This window comes from Myxococcus sp. MISCRS1, assembly GCF_026626605.1.
In the GTDB taxonomy this organism is placed as follows: domain Bacteria; phylum Myxococcota; class Myxococcia; order Myxococcales; family Myxococcaceae; genus Myxococcus; species Myxococcus fulvus.
Genome location: NZ_JAPNKB010000001.1, coordinates 1300446 through 1315063, shown reverse-complemented (window position 1 = coordinate 1315063; position 14618 = coordinate 1300446). Strand labels below are relative to the sequence as shown.

Annotated in this window: 10 protein-coding genes; 7 read left to right on the top strand and 3 right to left on the bottom strand. The window is 70.8% G+C overall.

The features are described 5' to 3' along the window. Positions 1-34: 34 nt before the first annotated feature. The 3 genes from OWM54_RS05000 (at position 35) to OWM54_RS04990 (ending at position 5267) form a co-directional block, all read left to right on the top strand. Positions 35-940: a DMT family transporter gene (locus tag OWM54_RS05000; RefSeq protein ID WP_267696757.1), complete on the top strand. Its 906-nt coding sequence runs from the start codon at positions 35-37 to the stop codon at positions 938-940. Between the two features lie 275 nt (positions 941-1215). Continuing rightward, on the top strand, positions 1216-4161 hold the full coding sequence (locus OWM54_RS04995) for a choice-of-anchor D domain-containing protein (protein ID WP_267696756.1): 2946 nt from the start codon (positions 1216-1218) through the stop codon (positions 4159-4161). A 194-nt stretch (positions 4162-4355) separates the two neighbouring features. Continuing rightward, the gene (locus OWM54_RS04990; protein WP_223746915.1) at positions 4356-5267 is read left to right on the top strand and encodes a metallophosphoesterase; all 912 of its coding nucleotides are present in this window, start codon (positions 4356-4358) and stop codon (positions 5265-5267) included. Between the two features lie 6 nt (positions 5268-5273). Here the strand turns inward: OWM54_RS04990 and OWM54_RS04985 are convergent, their stop codons facing one another. Next, positions 5274-6452: a dienelactone hydrolase family protein gene (locus OWM54_RS04985; RefSeq protein WP_267696755.1), complete on the bottom strand. Its 1179-nt coding sequence runs from the start codon at positions 6450-6452 to the stop codon at positions 5274-5276. Between the two features lie 44 nt (positions 6453-6496). Further along, the gene (locus OWM54_RS04980; RefSeq protein WP_267696754.1) at positions 6497-7414 is read right to left on the bottom strand and encodes a phosphatase PAP2 family protein; all 918 of its coding nucleotides are present in this window, start codon (positions 7412-7414) and stop codon (positions 6497-6499) included. 72 nt (positions 7415-7486) lie between these two features. Between OWM54_RS04980 and trxA the strand changes: the two genes are divergently transcribed. Beyond that, positions 7487-9793: a thioredoxin gene (trxA, locus tag OWM54_RS04975; protein WP_267696753.1), complete on the top strand. Its 2307-nt coding sequence runs from the start codon at positions 7487-7489 to the stop codon at positions 9791-9793. Positions 9794-9796: 3 nt separating this feature from the next. After that, positions 9797-11386 carry an FHA domain-containing protein gene (locus OWM54_RS04970; protein ID WP_267696752.1) on the top strand — a complete coding sequence of 530 codons (1590 nt, stop codon included), beginning with the start codon at positions 9797-9799 and terminating at the stop codon, positions 11384-11386. 47 nt (positions 11387-11433) lie between these two features. Here OWM54_RS04970 and OWM54_RS04965 read toward each other — a convergent pair whose 3' ends face one another. Next, positions 11434-12495 (bottom strand): SMP-30/gluconolactonase/LRE family protein, encoded by a 1062-nt coding sequence (locus OWM54_RS04965; RefSeq protein ID WP_267696751.1) that lies wholly within the window; start codon positions 12493-12495, stop codon positions 11434-11436. Positions 12496-12603: 108 nt separating this feature from the next. Between OWM54_RS04965 and OWM54_RS04960 the strand changes: the two genes are divergently transcribed. Together OWM54_RS04960 and OWM54_RS04955 are read left to right on the top strand one after the other, a co-directional pair. After that, positions 12604-13599 carry a LysR family transcriptional regulator gene (locus OWM54_RS04960; RefSeq protein WP_267696750.1) on the top strand — a complete coding sequence of 332 codons (996 nt, stop codon included), beginning with the start codon at positions 12604-12606 and terminating at the stop codon, positions 13597-13599. 32 nt (positions 13600-13631) lie between these two features. Continuing rightward, complete coding sequence (locus tag OWM54_RS04955; RefSeq protein ID WP_267696749.1) at positions 13632-14435, top strand: GNAT family N-acetyltransferase; 804 nt, start codon at positions 13632-13634, stop codon at positions 14433-14435. Positions 14436-14618: the final 183 nt, after the last annotated feature.

Here is a 14618-nt window from a genome sequence, read left to right as displayed (position 1 = left end):
CGACCGGGATTCCGGTAGAGGGGCGCCTCCTCCTATGTCCTCTCGCTGGGTCCTCCCCGTGCGCTACCGCGGCACGCCGCTGCTCGTGTTCGCGAGCGTGCTGTTCGCGGTCATGGCGCTGTGCACCCGCCTGCTGGCCGGCCGCCTGTCCCCGGGCCAGGTGGCGTCCGGGCGCTTCGCCATCGGCCTGCTGTTCCTCGCGCTGTTCTTCCCGCTGATGCGGCGCAGGCCCCGCTTCGGGCGCGTCCACCTGTGGGCGCTGCGCGGCATCTTCGGCGGCGCGGCCGTCTACCTCTACTTCGTGGCGCTGGACCGGATGTCGGTGGGGCCCGCGGTGCTGCTCAACGCGTGCTGGCCCATCTACGCGGCCATCATCGGTTGGATGTTCCTGGGCGAGCGCGTGACGGGGGCGCTGCTGGCGGGCCTCGTGCTCACCACGGCGGGCGCGGGGCTGGTCATGTGGAGCACGGTGGCCCAGGACGTGTCGCTGACCCTGGGGCTGGGCGCGTGGGCGGGCATGGCGTCGGCGGTGCTGGGCGGCGCGGCCGTGGTGGTCATCCGCGCGCTCAGGCACGAGACGGACGCGGCCACGGTGTTCCTCTCCTTCTGTCTGTTCGGCCTGCTCTTCAGCCTGCCCTTCGCGCTCGCGGACTGGAGGCCGCTCGGCTGGGATGTCGTGCTTCCGCTGTTGGGCGTGGGGGTTTCCTCCGTGGTGGCGCAGATGGCCTTCACGTATGCCCTGGGCTACGTCACCGCGGTGGCCGGCGGGGTCGCCACCCAGTCGACGCCGGTCTTCTCGTGGGTGCTGGCGGCGCTGCTGTTGGATGAGGCCGTCTCGCCCCTGGCCGTGACGGGCGCCCTGGTGTGCATGGTGGGCGTCCTCTGGGGAACGGGCGTGCTGGAGCGCCTGCGCGCCCCGCAGTCGAAGCCCGCGCCCTGAGGCGCTCGGGTGCCCACGGCGGGCTGGTGGTTTGTCCCGACTGTCACCTGGCGTTCCTGAAGTAATTCCAGTCCCACCCGCCCCCAGGGAAACGTTCTTCCCACGGCGGAGAACCCCTTTTCCCAGCCACGCCCAAGAGTTGCCACGTTGGCCGGTGGACGTCTGTCGCCGCCATGCGTCGGGCACCTGGGTTGCAAAGCGCCCCCTCCGCCGGAATCGCGCGGGTGCGAGGCCGTGCGGAATCCGGGCTCGGGAGTCGTGGGGAGGCAGCAACGATGAGACGTCTGTTCTGGGTGGCGTGGGTGGCGGTGGCGTTGGTGGTGGGGACGGGGTGTGAGCGCCCGTCGTCGCAGCGGGCGAAGAGCGCCTTCGTGGTGCGCCCCGAGACCATCGACTTCGGCCCCGCCGCGCTGGGCCGCACCAAGAGCTTCAAGCTGAAGGTGACCAACGGCGGCCGCGCGTCCTACCGCGTGGAGGGCGCCACCTCCACCATCCCCAATGTCACGGTGCCGCCGTTCGAGCCCTTCACGCTGGGCGCCGGCGCCGAGCGCGAAATCGAGGTGCACTTCAAGCCCGAGGTCGAGGGCTCGGTGCAGGGCTCGCTGGAGCTCATCACGGACGCGGACGCCCAGGGGCAGGTGCCGGTGTCGGGCCGGGGCGTGAAGGCCTTCGTGGAGGTGCCGCTGACGGAGCTGGACTTCGGCAACGTGGCCATGGGCTTCGTGGAGATGCGCCAGGTGACGGTGAAGAACCCCTCCGACGTGGAGACGCCCTTGGCGGTGTCGGTGCAGGGCGCGGACCTGGACCAGTTCACCGCGGAGCATGGCGAGGCGCCCACGCTGGCGCCGGGCGAGGAGCGGGTGCTGTCGGTGGCCTTCGCTCCCCGGCGTCTGGGCGCGGCCGCGGCGGAGCTGCACATCGCCGTGTGCGACGGCTGCGAGCCGGCGGTGGTGCCGCTCAAGGGCATGGGCGTGGCGTCCAAGCTGGAGGTGACGCCGCTGCGGCTGGACTTCGGGCGCGTGGCGCTGGGCGCCAGCGCGGAGCAGTCCATCACCGTGCGCAACCAGGGCACTGAGTCCCTGCGCTGGTCCGGCGTGGAGCTGCAGGTCAACCCGGGCGGCGTGTACCGCGTGGTGAGCGAGCCCGTGCTCAGCGGCGGCCTCCTGGCGGCGGGCGCGAGCGTGGAGGTGCGCGTGGCCTTCACCCCGGTGGTGCTGGGGCGCGCGGGCGAGGGGCGCGTGGAGGTGGGCGTGCGCGAGCAGGGCTCCTCGGCGCCGGGCCCCAAGGTGTCGCTCGCGGGCGAGGGCGGCACGTCCTGCGTGGCGGTGAAGCCGCGTGACTTGGACTTCGGCGTGGTGGCCGAGGGCATGACGGCGACGCGGCCGGTGGAGGTCATCAACCGCTGCCGTGACAGCGTGCTCGTCAACAACCTGAACCTGACGACGGCGCAGGGCGGCTACTTCACCCTGGCGCAGGCGCCGGCCAGCGTGACGGTGCCCGCGGGCCAGTCGGCCTTCGTGGGCATCACCTTCAGCCCGCGTGTGGGCGCGGCGGGTCGGAGCGAGGGGCAGCTCGCGGTGAGCGTGCGCGCCGGGAGCACCACGTCCACGGAGGGCGTGACGCTCAAGGGCGAGGGGCGCGCCTTCAAGCCGTGCCAGTACTCGCTGCCGCAGCAGCTGAAGTTCGGGAAGGTGCCGGTGGGCGCGGAGGTGGGGCTGGGGGTGACGTTGCGCAACACCGGCACGGAGGCGTGCTACCTGGCGTCCATGCAGCTGGTGGCGGGCTCGGACCCGTCCTTCCTCGCGCAGTCGGTGCCCAACCACGTGCTCGAGCCGGGCCAGAAGGCCACGCTGGTGGTGCGCTTCAAGCCGGAGGAGGAGGGGCCCTTCGAGGGCCTCGCGGAGGCGTGGGTGAACCACCCGACGCTGGGGCACCCGCTGGTGTCGCTCGTGGGCGAGGGCGTGAAGGGCTGCTTCGCGCTGCAGCCGACGACGGTGGACTTCGGCGTCACCAAGCTGTCGTGTGGACCTCGCACCCGGGAGCTGGTCGCCATCAACGAGTGCATCGGCCCGGTGAAGGTGGCCGAGATGACGCTGGAGCAGGCGGGCGAGGAGTTCTCGGTGGAGTCGGCGAGCGCCTTCCCGTCCTCGATTGCCGCGGGCGGGCGGGTGAAGCTGACGGCGCGCTACACGCCGACGGACGACGGCGACGACGCGGCGGCGGTGCGCTTCCGGCTGGAGGATGGGAGCGAGTACACGGCGGGCCTGTTGGGCCGGGGCGTGACGAAGGCGGAGCAGACGGACCGCTTCTTCCAGGAGTCGAAGGCGAAGGTGGACGTGCTCTTCGTGGTGGATAACTCGGGCTCGATGATGGAGGAGCAGCAGAGCCTGGGGCAGAACTTCGCGGCCTTCCTGAGCGCGGCGAGCGCGGCGGCGGTGGACTACCGCATCGGCGTCACCACGACGGGCCTGGACGAGTCCCCGGGCGGCTGGTCCGAGTGCCCGGGCGGCGCGCAGGGCGGCGAGAACGGGCGCCTGTTCCCCGTGGACGGCTCGCGCCCCCGCATCATCACGCCGGACACGCCCAACGCGGCCGCGGTGTTCGCGGACAACACCCGCGTGGGCGTGTGTCACTGGAACGAGCAGGGCTTGGACGCGGCGCACCGCGCCCTGTCGGACCCGCTGCTCTACAACCTGGATGACGCCCGCACGCCGCTGCCCAACGACGGCAACGGTGGGTTCCTGCGCGAGGACGCGAAGCTGGCCATCATCTTCCTGTCGGACGAGGAGGACTTCAGCTCGCAGCCGGTGTCCTTCTACGAGACGTACTTCCTGGCGCTGAAGGGCAACGACAAGGCGAAGCTCAGCATCAACGCGATTGTCGGCCCCATGGACCTGGCCACCTGCCCCACGTCGAGCAGCGCCGGCAGCCGCTACATCCAGCTGGCGAACACCACGGGCGGCGTGGTGGAGAGCATCTGCACGCCCAACTGGGCCGCGTCCCTGGAGAAGCTCTCCAACAGCGCCTTCGGCCCCAACCGCAAGTTCCCCCTGTCCGAGGAGCCCGCGGACACCACGCGAATCGTGGTCCACGTGGACGGCGTGCAGGTGCTGTCGGGCTGGGAGTACGACGCGCGCACCAACAGCATCATCTTCGACCGGGACTCCGCTCCCGCGCCGGGCTCGCTGGTGGAGGTGACGTACCCGCTGGGCTGCAACTAGCGCTCACGTGAGTCCAAGGTGTGACGGCGCCGCGCTTCTTCTCGGAGGGGCGCGGCGTTTGTCTGTGATTGATTCTGGCGAGTGCTTCCTTCATGGCTGCGTTGAGCTGAAGTGTGGGTTTTCTGTCAGCCTTGCGTCCCATGGGGCAGGGATGACTCGACAGGGTGGATGCGCGGGTGCAGCCTTCCGGGGTGATGCCGGAGCCCCTCCTGGTTGCCGCCCTGGGTGACGTCCACGGTCGCTTCCACCGCGTGGAGACGTGGTTGGACGCGCTGGAGCAGTCGCGTGGTCGGCCGGTGTCGATGGTGCTCGCGGTGGGGGACGTGGAGGCGTTCCGCCGCGCGGACGACCATCGGCGCAAGGCCGCCAAGCGGACCATGCCCGCGGAGTTCGCCGAGTACGCGGACGGCGTCCGCCGCGTGAAGCGGCCGCTGTACTTCATCGGCGGCAACAACGAGGACTTCGAGGCGCTGCACGACTTCCAGGACGGGGGCGAGCTGGCGCCGGGCGTCACCTACCTGGGCCGCGCCGGCGTGCGCGAGCTCTCCGGGCTGCGCGTGGGCTTCCTGTCCGGCATCCACGCGCCGCGCTTCATCGACCAGCCCTTGAAGCGCCCCGTCACGCAGGACCTGATGAAGCAGGCGGGCTACTTCCGCACCGCGGAGGTGGAGCGGGTGATGTCGCTCAGGGACGTGGACCTGATGCTCGTGCACGAGTGGCCCCGGGGCATCGTCCAGCGCGCGCGGGAGGAGAATCCCTCGCCGCCCCGGCCCTTGCCCTCGTACTGGATTGGCAATGGCGTGACGCGCCGCCTGGTGGACACGGTGCAGCCGAAGTGGCTCTTGTGTGGACACTCGCACAAGGCCTTCGCGGTGACGCTGGAGGGCGCGGGCCGCCCCGCGACGCGCATCGCCTGCCTGGACCAGGCCACGCGCCCCGAGGAGTCCGTCTTCTGGCTGGAGTACGAGGGCCGAGAGGTCGTGCGCGTCGGCTGGGGGGTGTCCGGCGCCGTCGCCTGGGAGCCGGGGCGCCGCTGGGATTTGTCCCGGCTGCCCGTCGTGGAGGGAGGGCACGACGGCGACGAGGCTCCCGCGGGCGTGATGTAGCGCGGCTCAGGGCTGGCCGGGCTCCCAGTGCTCGAGCAGCGCGTCCGTGTCCGGTGTGAGCAGGGCGCTGGCGGACGGAGGCGGCGCGGTGGGCCGCACGAGCCTGCGTCGCACGGTGGCGTCCAGGAACCTGCGCGTAACGTCCGCCGTCGTGGCCCAGCCCCGGGCCACCGCCTTCGCCGTCTCCGCCGACACCACCCCCGGCGCCAGCGTGGCGGCGGCGCCCACGCTGGTGAAGCCCACGTGGCGCATGCCGGGGATTCGAACCATCCACCGATGCGCGCCGCGCAGCGACTCGAGCAGCTCGAAGTCGGGCACCACCACGGCGTCGTCCTCCTGGAACAGGTGCAGCAGGGGGACCTGGACCCGCTCCGGCTGGAAGTCCGGCAGGCCCTTCAACCACTCCTTGCCGCGCCGGGTCCCGATGCCCCCATCCAGGCTCACCAGCGCGCCCGCCTCGGGATGCGCGAGCGCGAACAGGAAGGCCGCGCGAGCACCCAGGCTGTGCCCGATGACGGCCACGCGCGAGGTGTCGATGCGCGCATCCGCGCGGAGCACGCGCAGCGCGCGCTCCAGCTCCCGCGCCTGCCGTTTCGCGGTGGCGAGCACGTCGACGAGCGGCCCGGGCGGCCCTGCGCGAGTGGGCGAGGGCGTGGTGGCCACCACGTAGCCGTGGCTCGCCAGGTACTCGACCAACACGGCCTGATGGTGGGCGGAGTGGTGCCGGCCCTGCGCCACCAGCACGAGCGGGAAGCGTCCCGGCGCGGGCGGCGCGTGAGGCGTGGCCGTCATGGGCGTGTCGAGCCACGCGGCGGTGCTCTCCTCGGGCACGCCCAGGTCGATGAGCTGCTGCTCGTAGAGGGTGACGGCCTGGGTGGCGCGCGCCTCGTCGCGAGGCGTCTCGGGTTCGGACTCGAAGCCCATGAGTCCCACGTAGTCGCGATAGTGCAGGCGCGTCGCCGCGTCGCTCTCCCGCGTCGGGTACCAGACCGTGAGCTGGAGCGCCGAGGGGTCCTCCGGCGTGGCGGCGATGGCCTGCACGCGCATCCCGACGCTCCAATGCCCCGCCTCCACCGGGCCCCAGATGGGCGGCGCGGTGATGAAGGGTTGGGGCGGCACGAGCAGGTAGCTGGGCGCGAAGCGGCTCGCGGAGTTGCAGCCGGCGAGGAGCACCAGCGCCAGCACGCCCGCGCGCCACGCCTGCCCGGGACCTCCGCGGATGGCGGGCCTCAGAACACGCCCGAGAAGCCAGCCATGCGCGCGCCGGCGACGGGCATCAGCCGGGCGGCGGTCGGGGAGCGACGCGCGGCGCTGGACTCCACGCCGCCGGTCCGGCCATGCAACAGCAGGGGCACCGCGACGCCGAAGGCCGCGCCCATCACGGCGCCCGTGGCCACGTCGGTGAGGTAGTGCTTGTCGGCGCCCATGCGCAGCAGTCCCACGGAGGTGGCGAGCGGCAGTCCCACGGCCCAGATCCACGCCTGGTTCTCGTAGCCGCGCAGCGCGGCCACCGTGCCCGCGGACACCACCAGCGAGAAGGCCAGGTTGGTGTGCCCGCTGTAGAAGGACAGGTTGTTGTCGCTGGGTTGGTCGGTGAGGCGCTTCTGGTCCTCGGGCAGCACGTGGACGAAGGGGCGCTCACGGCCGACCAGGAACTTCACCGTCTGGTTCGCGAGCGTCGCCAGCATGGCGCTCTCCAGGATGATGGTCGCGTCCTGCGCGAAGAACCGGTTCGGGCTGTCCGAGCCTCGGCCCACCGCGTACTGCAGACCCATGACCCCGGCGGGCAGCACGCCGAAGCCGATGATGTTGCTCCAGTGCCCCGCGCGGTGCCGGGACGCCTCCGTGTTCCCCGCGAGTCCCCGGCCCCAGCGGTCCAATCTGTTGAGTCGGTCCGTCCCGTCCGGCGCCCGGTCACACCAGCGGCATGTCGCGGGCGCCAGGTCGCTCTTGAAGAGCGCCTCGCTCGAAATCCAGAGGACGGCGGCCGAGCCGGTGATGACGCCGTCGCGAGCCCAGTCGAACTTCAGCTCGTGCAGACGAGGGGCGTCCCCCGCGGGCTGGGCCAGGGCCGGAGTCAGCGGAAAGAGCGCGAGGATCGCAGTGAGTGCGAGAATGGGAAAGGACGGGCGCACGGCGCGCAGCATAGGGCGACGCTGGCGCGGCGCGAAGGGTTTGACTACAAGCGTCCGACTCCCATTCGCATCCGAGGCTTCATCGTGAGTACGCACCCCGTCGACCTGACGGCCGAGACCTTCGAACAGATGACTGGCAAGCCAGGGTTGGTCCTGGTGGACTTCTGGGCGGAGTGGTGTGGCCCGTGCCGCAACTTCGCGCCGACCTATGCCACCACCGCGGAGAAGCACCCGGACGTCGTGTTCGGCAAGGTGGACACGGAGGCGCAGCAGGAGCTGTCGGGCCGGTTCCAGATCCAGTCCATCCCCACGCTGATGGCGTTCAAGGATGGCACGGTGGTGCACCGCTCCAGTGGAGCCATGTCGCCGGGCCGGCTGGACGCGCTGGTCAAGTCGCTCAAGACGCTGGACGTCGCCTACGCGAAGCAGGCCGAGGAGAACAAGAAGCTGACCGAGCAGGGCATCGTCCCGCCCGGGGTGCACCCCGAGGCGACGTGGGACGAGGGCGACAGCGAATGGGTGTACGGCGCCACGGACCCCAAGGGGCGCAAGCAGGGGCCCTACAAGTACTGGCGCGCGGACGGCACGCTCTGCAACGAGTGCAGCTTCGAGAACGACAAGCCCCACGGCCCCTTCAAGCGCTTCCACGAGAGCGGTGAGGTCTCCCAGGACGGCGACTTCGTGAAGGGGGAGCTTCACGGGCCGCGCACCTGGTACGCGTCCGAGAAGTTCACCACGGAGCGCATGCACGAGAACGGGGTCTCCACGCTCGTTCGCAAGACGGTGATGGTGTACGAGCACGGCCGCGTCACCGGCGTGACGCACTATGACGGCCAGGACCGCCGCGTGGTGCCGTCCACCGGCGAGCCGTACCCCGACCGTCCCGAGGGAATCCCGCTGGAGGCGGAGCTTCGCGAGGACCTGAACCAGTGGTCCCACGTCGAGCTGAACACCGACGGCGAGCGCCACGGGCTCGCGCGCTTCTGGCTCCAGGACGGCCAGCTGTTGTGGGAGGGCGAGTTCGTCGAGGGGCAGCGCCACGGCGCCTATCGCTCGCTGGCGAAGGACGAGTACCTGGACCCGCGTGTCAGGTTCGACGAGGGCCGGTACGAGCAGGACGTGGCCTGTGGGACGTGGACGCTGCTGGACGCGGACCGGCAGGTGGTGTTGACGCGGGACCTGGGCGTCGCGCAGGAGGAGGCGGAGCTGTCAGCGTCGCCGGTCTTCTCCAACGTGCCCCGGAGCGCGGAGGCCTGGCGTGAGTACGCGGCCACGTGCGTGGCGGCGCGCAAGCACCGCGAGGCGCTCCTGGCGCTGGCGCGCTCGGTGGCGATGGACCAGCAGGTGGCGCCGTTCCTCGAGTTGATGGAGCGCGTGGCGCTGCCGAGGACGCCGGACAACGCGAAGGCCACGGCGGGCGAGGCGCTGCAGAACGCGGCGGACTCCAGCTCGGCGCTGGCGGAGACGCTGGTGCGCGGTGGTGACGCGGGCATGCTGCTGCGGGCCCATGCGGTGCGGCTGGACCAGCTGGACCGGCCGAGGGCGGCGCTGGACTTCGTGAACGCGGCGCTGCTGGTCGCTCCGGAGCGCACGGCGTTCCTCTTCACCCGAGGCCTGGTCCTGTTGAACATGGGCATGGACGCGCACGCGTTGAAGGACGCGGAGGCGCTGGCGAAGGCGGAGCCGGGGACGGCCACGTTCCTGGGGACGTACGCGCGGGCGCTGTTCCCGGTGTTCGACTTCTGGCCGGCGAAGCAGAAGCCGGTGTCGACCTACGAGGACCTGCCGGAGAAGCCCGCGCAGACGCTCGACGCCATCGTGCGCATCGTCCAGAAGTACGCCACGCGGCTGCAGCTCGTCCGCGCCGCGCTGCTGGGGCGCTTCAAGCCCGGCGCCGTGCTGCCGTGGATGCCGCCGGACGTGTCCGCCCTGTTGCCGGCGGGGCCGGTGGAGCTGGCCGAGGAGGAGGTGGAGATTGGGGAGGACTCGGTCTCCGTCGACGAGACGCTGAGCGTGGCGGGCATGGGCCTGCCGGACCTCATCCGGCTGGCGCGTGGAGACTGGAACGCGCTCACGTGGCTGTTGTGGGCCTGTGGGGAGTCGAAGGTGGTGCTGCCGAAGAAGGTGGCGCCTCCGGCGGACTTCGGACAGGCGGCGGGCATGTCGAGCCAGCGACACTGGCGGGTGCGGGACCGCAAGGTGACGGGCGGCCGTGGCGCGCAGGCGTCGGGCGCGGCGGGCTTCGAGTTCGCGGGCGTGGAGATCGACGCCCTGCACCCGAACCTCCTGGGCATCGCGGAGCAGCACTACGCGGAGATGCAGGCGATGTTCTATTGGCTGACGGACAGCCACAACGTTTCGCCCTGGCAGGACAACCTGAGGGGGAGCTGAGCCATGAACCGCACGCCTCGACAGGTCGAGATCGCCGACCCGCTGTGGAAGGCGCTGGAGACGATGAGCCGCGAGATGGGCGTGGACCGCGATGTCCTCGTCAATCAGGCGCTCTTCTCGCTCGCGCGGCAGTTCGGGTTCATCCAGCCCACGCAGGTGAGCCTCACCGAGACGGGCAGCGCGCCGGCCGTGGTGGCCGCGCCTGTGGTCGCGCGGACGCCCGTGGCGACGCCAGCGGCAGTGGCGACGCCCGCGGTCAGCGCCCCCGTCTCAGTGCCCGCGGCGCCCGCGGTGACTGCTGCTCCAGCGGCAGCGGAGCCGGTGGCCACACCTCCCGCGACGGTGCCTCCGATGAAGGCACCTGGCTCCGCGAAGGTCGCGGACGTGGCCAATGAGTCCGCTGAGGTAGAGGCTCCGAAGGGCGCCGAGTCCGAAGCGGTCGCCGAGCGTGTTCGCGAAGTAGTGCGCGCCGTGGACCAGTCGGTGGAGGTTCAGCCGCCTCCGGTCGTCGCGCTCGCGGACACCGACGAAGAAGAGTCCAAGACCGGGGAGCACGAAGGAACTCCCGGGGCCGACGACGCGGAGGGTGCCGAGGCGAAGGCCGCTGGAAGCGCCAAGGACTCCGACGACGAGGAAGCGGAGGGTTCCGAGGACTCCGAGGACGAGCCCGCCACGGAGAAGGAGCCCACGGTCGACGAGGCCGAACTGCGCGAAGCTGTCGCCGCGCGCGTCCGAGACATCGTGGGTGACGTCGACCGTCTGGTCGAGCCCGTCGACGCGAAGCCCGATGACGACTCGGATGACGATGCCGACGAGGACTCGGACGACGATTCCGATGACGATGCCGACGAGGACTCGGACGATGGTTCCGATGACGACTCGGACGACGATTCCGATGAGGACTCGGACGATGACGAGGACTCGGATGGCGACGCGGATGAGAAGGACTCCGGCGACGACGATTCCGACGAGGACTCGGATGGCGACGCGGATGAGAAGGACTCCGGCGACGACGATTCCGACGAGGACTCGGACGACGATTCCGATGCGGACGACGATTCCGATGCAGACGAGGATGCGAAGCCGGCCGCAGGCAAGGCGGCGGCAGGCAAGCCAATCCCAGCCAATGCAATCGCAGGCAAGGCCGCGGTCGGCAAGCCCGCCGTCGGCAAGGCGGCAGCATCTTCCGCCGAGCCAGCGTTCGTGGACGAAGACTCCTCCGACCTGGTGACGGAGGCGAAGCCCGAGCCGAAGGCGCCGGCGGGCAAGCCGGACAAGACCATCATCGTGCAGGCTCCGCCGGAGCTGAAGGTGCACGTGAAGCTCGACGATGGCGAGCCGGTGCTGGTCGCTCGCGAGCGGTTCATCATCGGCCGGGGTCCCAGCGCGGACCTGATGGTGAAGTCCGCCAGGGTCTCGCGTGAGCACGCGGTGATCCTGCGCGACGGCGACGAGGTCTTCATCGAGGACCTCAAGTCCTCGAACGGCACCTGGTTCGACAACACGCGCATCGCGCGCCGTCAGGTCTCCGATGGCGAGGAGTACCTGCTGGGCGGCATCCGCATCACCTTCTCGCTGACCACCGAGTCGTAACGCGGACCCTCTCCGCCTCCACGGACGTCACGTCCGTGGAGGCGGTGTCAGCGGGGAAGGGGCAGCGAGGCGACCCAGAAGACCTGGGGCAATGCGGCCTCCGGACCTCGAAGGATGCGGTCGCGGAGTCTCGCTTCGGTGACCCAGACCGTCCCCTCGTCGGACACGGTGAGATTCACCGGGGACTCCATCCCCGATGCGAGCACCTCCAGGACCTTCGCGCCCCGGGACTTGCCCAGGACGTCGATACGGACGAGCCGCCCGTCGCCGCTCTGTGTCGCGCCCTCGACGAGCAGCAGGCGTCCGTCTGGCGCGAAGCGCATGCCGTCCGGATTCTCCAGGCGGCGCGGCAGCGAGACTTCACGGACGCTCGGACCCTGTCCCCTGGCTCCAGGACGAATCACGAAGAGCCGACCTGGGCCGAAGGTGTTGATGACGAGCGTGCTTCCATCGGGCGCGAGCGCGATCCCCGCTGGCCCCACCGCACTCATCCCGGGGCCGCGAGCGCTGAAGCGTGGATCCATCACCCATGTCTCCCACGCCTCGCTGTCGGGCCGCAGGTACAGCACGGCGGCGCGGTGGCTATCCGTGACATACAGGCCGCCATCCGGAGCCACGGCGAGGTCATTGCCGAGCGCGCCCGCGGGAAGCGGGATGACCTTGAGCAGCGCGCCCGAGCGAGCGTCGAGCGCGAAGACGCGAGCCCCCCGTCCACCCGCGACGCCCTGGGGTCTCAGCAGTCCCATGGCGTCGGGAGACGTCCCCCACAGCAGGTTTCGAGGCGCGTCCAGACGGAGGCTCGTCACGGAGAACACCTGCTCGGAGCCCGGAAAGAACTCCGTCCAGTCACCGCCAGCGACACGTCGGAGCACCCGGCCATCCGCCACGGAGCCGACATAGAGCGTTCCCTGGTCATCCACGGCGATGCCGTTGGGCACCGTGAAGCCCGAGGGGAGCGACATGCGCTCGAAGCCATGCGGGCCGGGCGTGGTGCTCGCGGAGGCGGGTGTCACGGCACCCGAAGCGCGGGCCTTCGAGTGCGGCGGGGTCGCGGGGGAGGTGGTGAGCAGCAGCGTCGACAAGACACTCGCGAGCGGCAGTGGGCACATGAGATGGACTCCCAGGAGGACGCGTGGTGCATAGCCCGCGAGCGACCCGGCATCATCGGGGCGCCGGGCACGACACTCGTGCGCGAGATGCAACAATCGGAGGGAGGCGTGGAGCGCTTGGAGTTGAGAGATCGGCTGGAGGACATGCTGGCCTTTTCGGCCGTGGCGCGCGCGCTGAGCTTCGCGGACGCGGCGCGGGAGCTGCGGGTGAGCGCGTCCACGCTGAGTCGACGGGTCGCTCGGTTGGAGGCCGCGCTCGGCGCCGCGTTGTTGAGACGCACGACGCGCCGGGTCTCCCTCACGGAGGCGGGCGCCCTGTATCTGGAGCGATGCACGGATGTCCTCCAGCGCCTCGAAGAGGCGGATGCCCTGGTGTCCGGCTACGGAGGAGCGCCGAGAGGGCGGCTGCGCGTGGCCGTGCCCAATCTCTTCGGTCAGCGTCAAATCGCGCCGCTCGTTCCGGACTTCATGCGCCGCTATCCGCGCATCACGTTGGAGCTCTCCTTCCAGGACCGCTACGTCAACCTCGTCGAGGAGGAGTTCGATGTGGCCATTCGGATTGGCGCGCTGCCGGACTCGAGCCTCGTGGCTCGACGGCTGGCGACGATTCGTCGATTCCTGGTGGCGGCTCCGCGCTATCCGAGGGGCCGCGAGGCGCTGGCCCAGCCCGGTGACCTCGCGTCGCATCCGTGTCTCCAGTTCTCCCATTTCCAGGACGGAGAGACGTGGACCCTGGTGCGTGGCGTGGAGCGGACCACCGTGCGCATCCATCCCGTCTTGCGCACGGACAACGCGGAGGCGCTGCGGCTGGCCGCGCTCGGCGGTTGTGGTGTCGCGGCGCTCGCCACGTTCCTGGTGGATGACGACCTGCGGACGGGCCGGCTCATCCGGATGCTGGAGGACTGGGCCCTGCCGGAGGTGGGCCTGTTCGCCGTGCATCCTCCCAGCAGACTGGTGGCGCCCAAGGCGCGTGTGTTCGTCGACTTCCTCGCGGAGCGACTGGTGGGTGAACCCTGGGAGCGCTCGGGAGCAAAGAGGCCCCGTCGGGCGCGGAAGCAAGGGGTTGCCGGCGGGGTGTCGCTGCGGCAGCGTGGCGTGGAATGAATCGCGAGCCTCAGGCTTCGGAGCCGATTGCCATGGACCTCGTTCCCGCGTCCGAGGGGTCTTTCCTGTCGCTGTCCACGCTGTTCGCGCGCGCCTTCGAGGGCTACTTCGTCCCGGTGCCCGATGCGCCGCAAGCCTTCGATGCGCGCGTGCGAAGCGAGCACATCTCGTTGACGGAGAGCCGGGTCGCTCGCGTGGGTGGTGAGGCGGTGGGCCTCGTGCTGATGGCGCGACGGGGCAACGTCAGCCGGGTCGCGGGCATGGGCATCGTTCCCAGCCGGAGAGGGCAGGGACTGGGCGGGGAGATGCTGCGTCCCTTGCTGGACTCCGCACGAGCGCGCGGAGATGCGCGGATGGTGCTGGAGGTCATCGAGCAGAACGCGCCCGCGGTGAAGCTCTACGAGCGCCTGGGCTTCCAACGCATGCGGCGACTGGTGGGCTTCACGGGGACGCCGACGCCTGAGCCCGGAGCGCTGGAGGAAGTGGACCCGCGCGAGTGTGCGAAGCTCCTGCCCGCGGGCCTGCCATGGCAGCTCGACGCGGCGACGGTGATGGGCTTGTCGTCCCCGGCGAAGGCCTTCCGACTCGGTCCCGCCTTCGCGGTGGTGGCGGATGTCGCCGCGCCCACGCTCGGTCTGCGCTCGCTGGTGGTGGAGCCCTCGGCCCGAGGAAAGGGCGCCGGGAGGAGGCTGCTGAGGGCCCTGGCCGCCGAGCATCCCGGCAAGCCCCTGGCGGTGAGCGCCATCGTCCCCGAGGGCCTGTGTGACCGCTTCTTCCTGGGCGAGGGCTTCACCTACCCGGCGCTCTCGCAGCTCGAACTGGCGCACACCTTCTGACGCGCACCCGCTCCAGGGCGCAAGGGCCACCCGGAAGCTCCAGGGCTTCTGGGTAAGCCGGTCAAGGAGGTCCGGTTCGCGGGCCAACCGTGGGAAACAGGTGGGCAGGCAGGCGGGCTCACGAACACACTGGGCGCGGAGTGAGGAATCGAGCATGAAAGCGACCCGTCCGGTCGTTCTAGA

What these genes read in the sequence shown, in the direction of transcription:
- OWM54_RS05000 (WP_267696757.1), top strand. Translation starts at nt 35, where the DNA reads ATGTCCTCTCGCTGGGTCCTCCCCGTGCGCTACCGCGGCACGCCGCTG.
- OWM54_RS04995 (WP_267696756.1), top strand. Translation starts at nt 1,216, where the DNA reads ATGAGACGTCTGTTCTGGGTGGCGTGGGTGGCGGTGGCGTTGGTGGTG.
- OWM54_RS04990 (WP_223746915.1), top strand. Translation starts at nt 4,356, where the DNA reads ATGCCGGAGCCCCTCCTGGTTGCCGCCCTGGGTGACGTCCACGGTCGC.
- OWM54_RS04980 (WP_267696754.1), bottom strand. Translation starts at nt 7,414, where the DNA reads ATGCTGCGCGCCGTGCGCCCGTCCTTTCCCATTCTCGCACTCACTGCG.
- OWM54_RS04970 (WP_267696752.1), top strand. Translation starts at nt 9,797, where the DNA reads ATGAACCGCACGCCTCGACAGGTCGAGATCGCCGACCCGCTGTGGAAG.
- OWM54_RS04965 (WP_267696751.1), bottom strand. Translation starts at nt 12,495, where the DNA reads ATGTGCCCACTGCCGCTCGCGAGTGTCTTGTCGACGCTGCTGCTCACC.
- OWM54_RS04955 (WP_267696749.1), top strand. Translation starts at nt 13,632, where the DNA reads ATGGACCTCGTTCCCGCGTCCGAGGGGTCTTTCCTGTCGCTGTCCACG.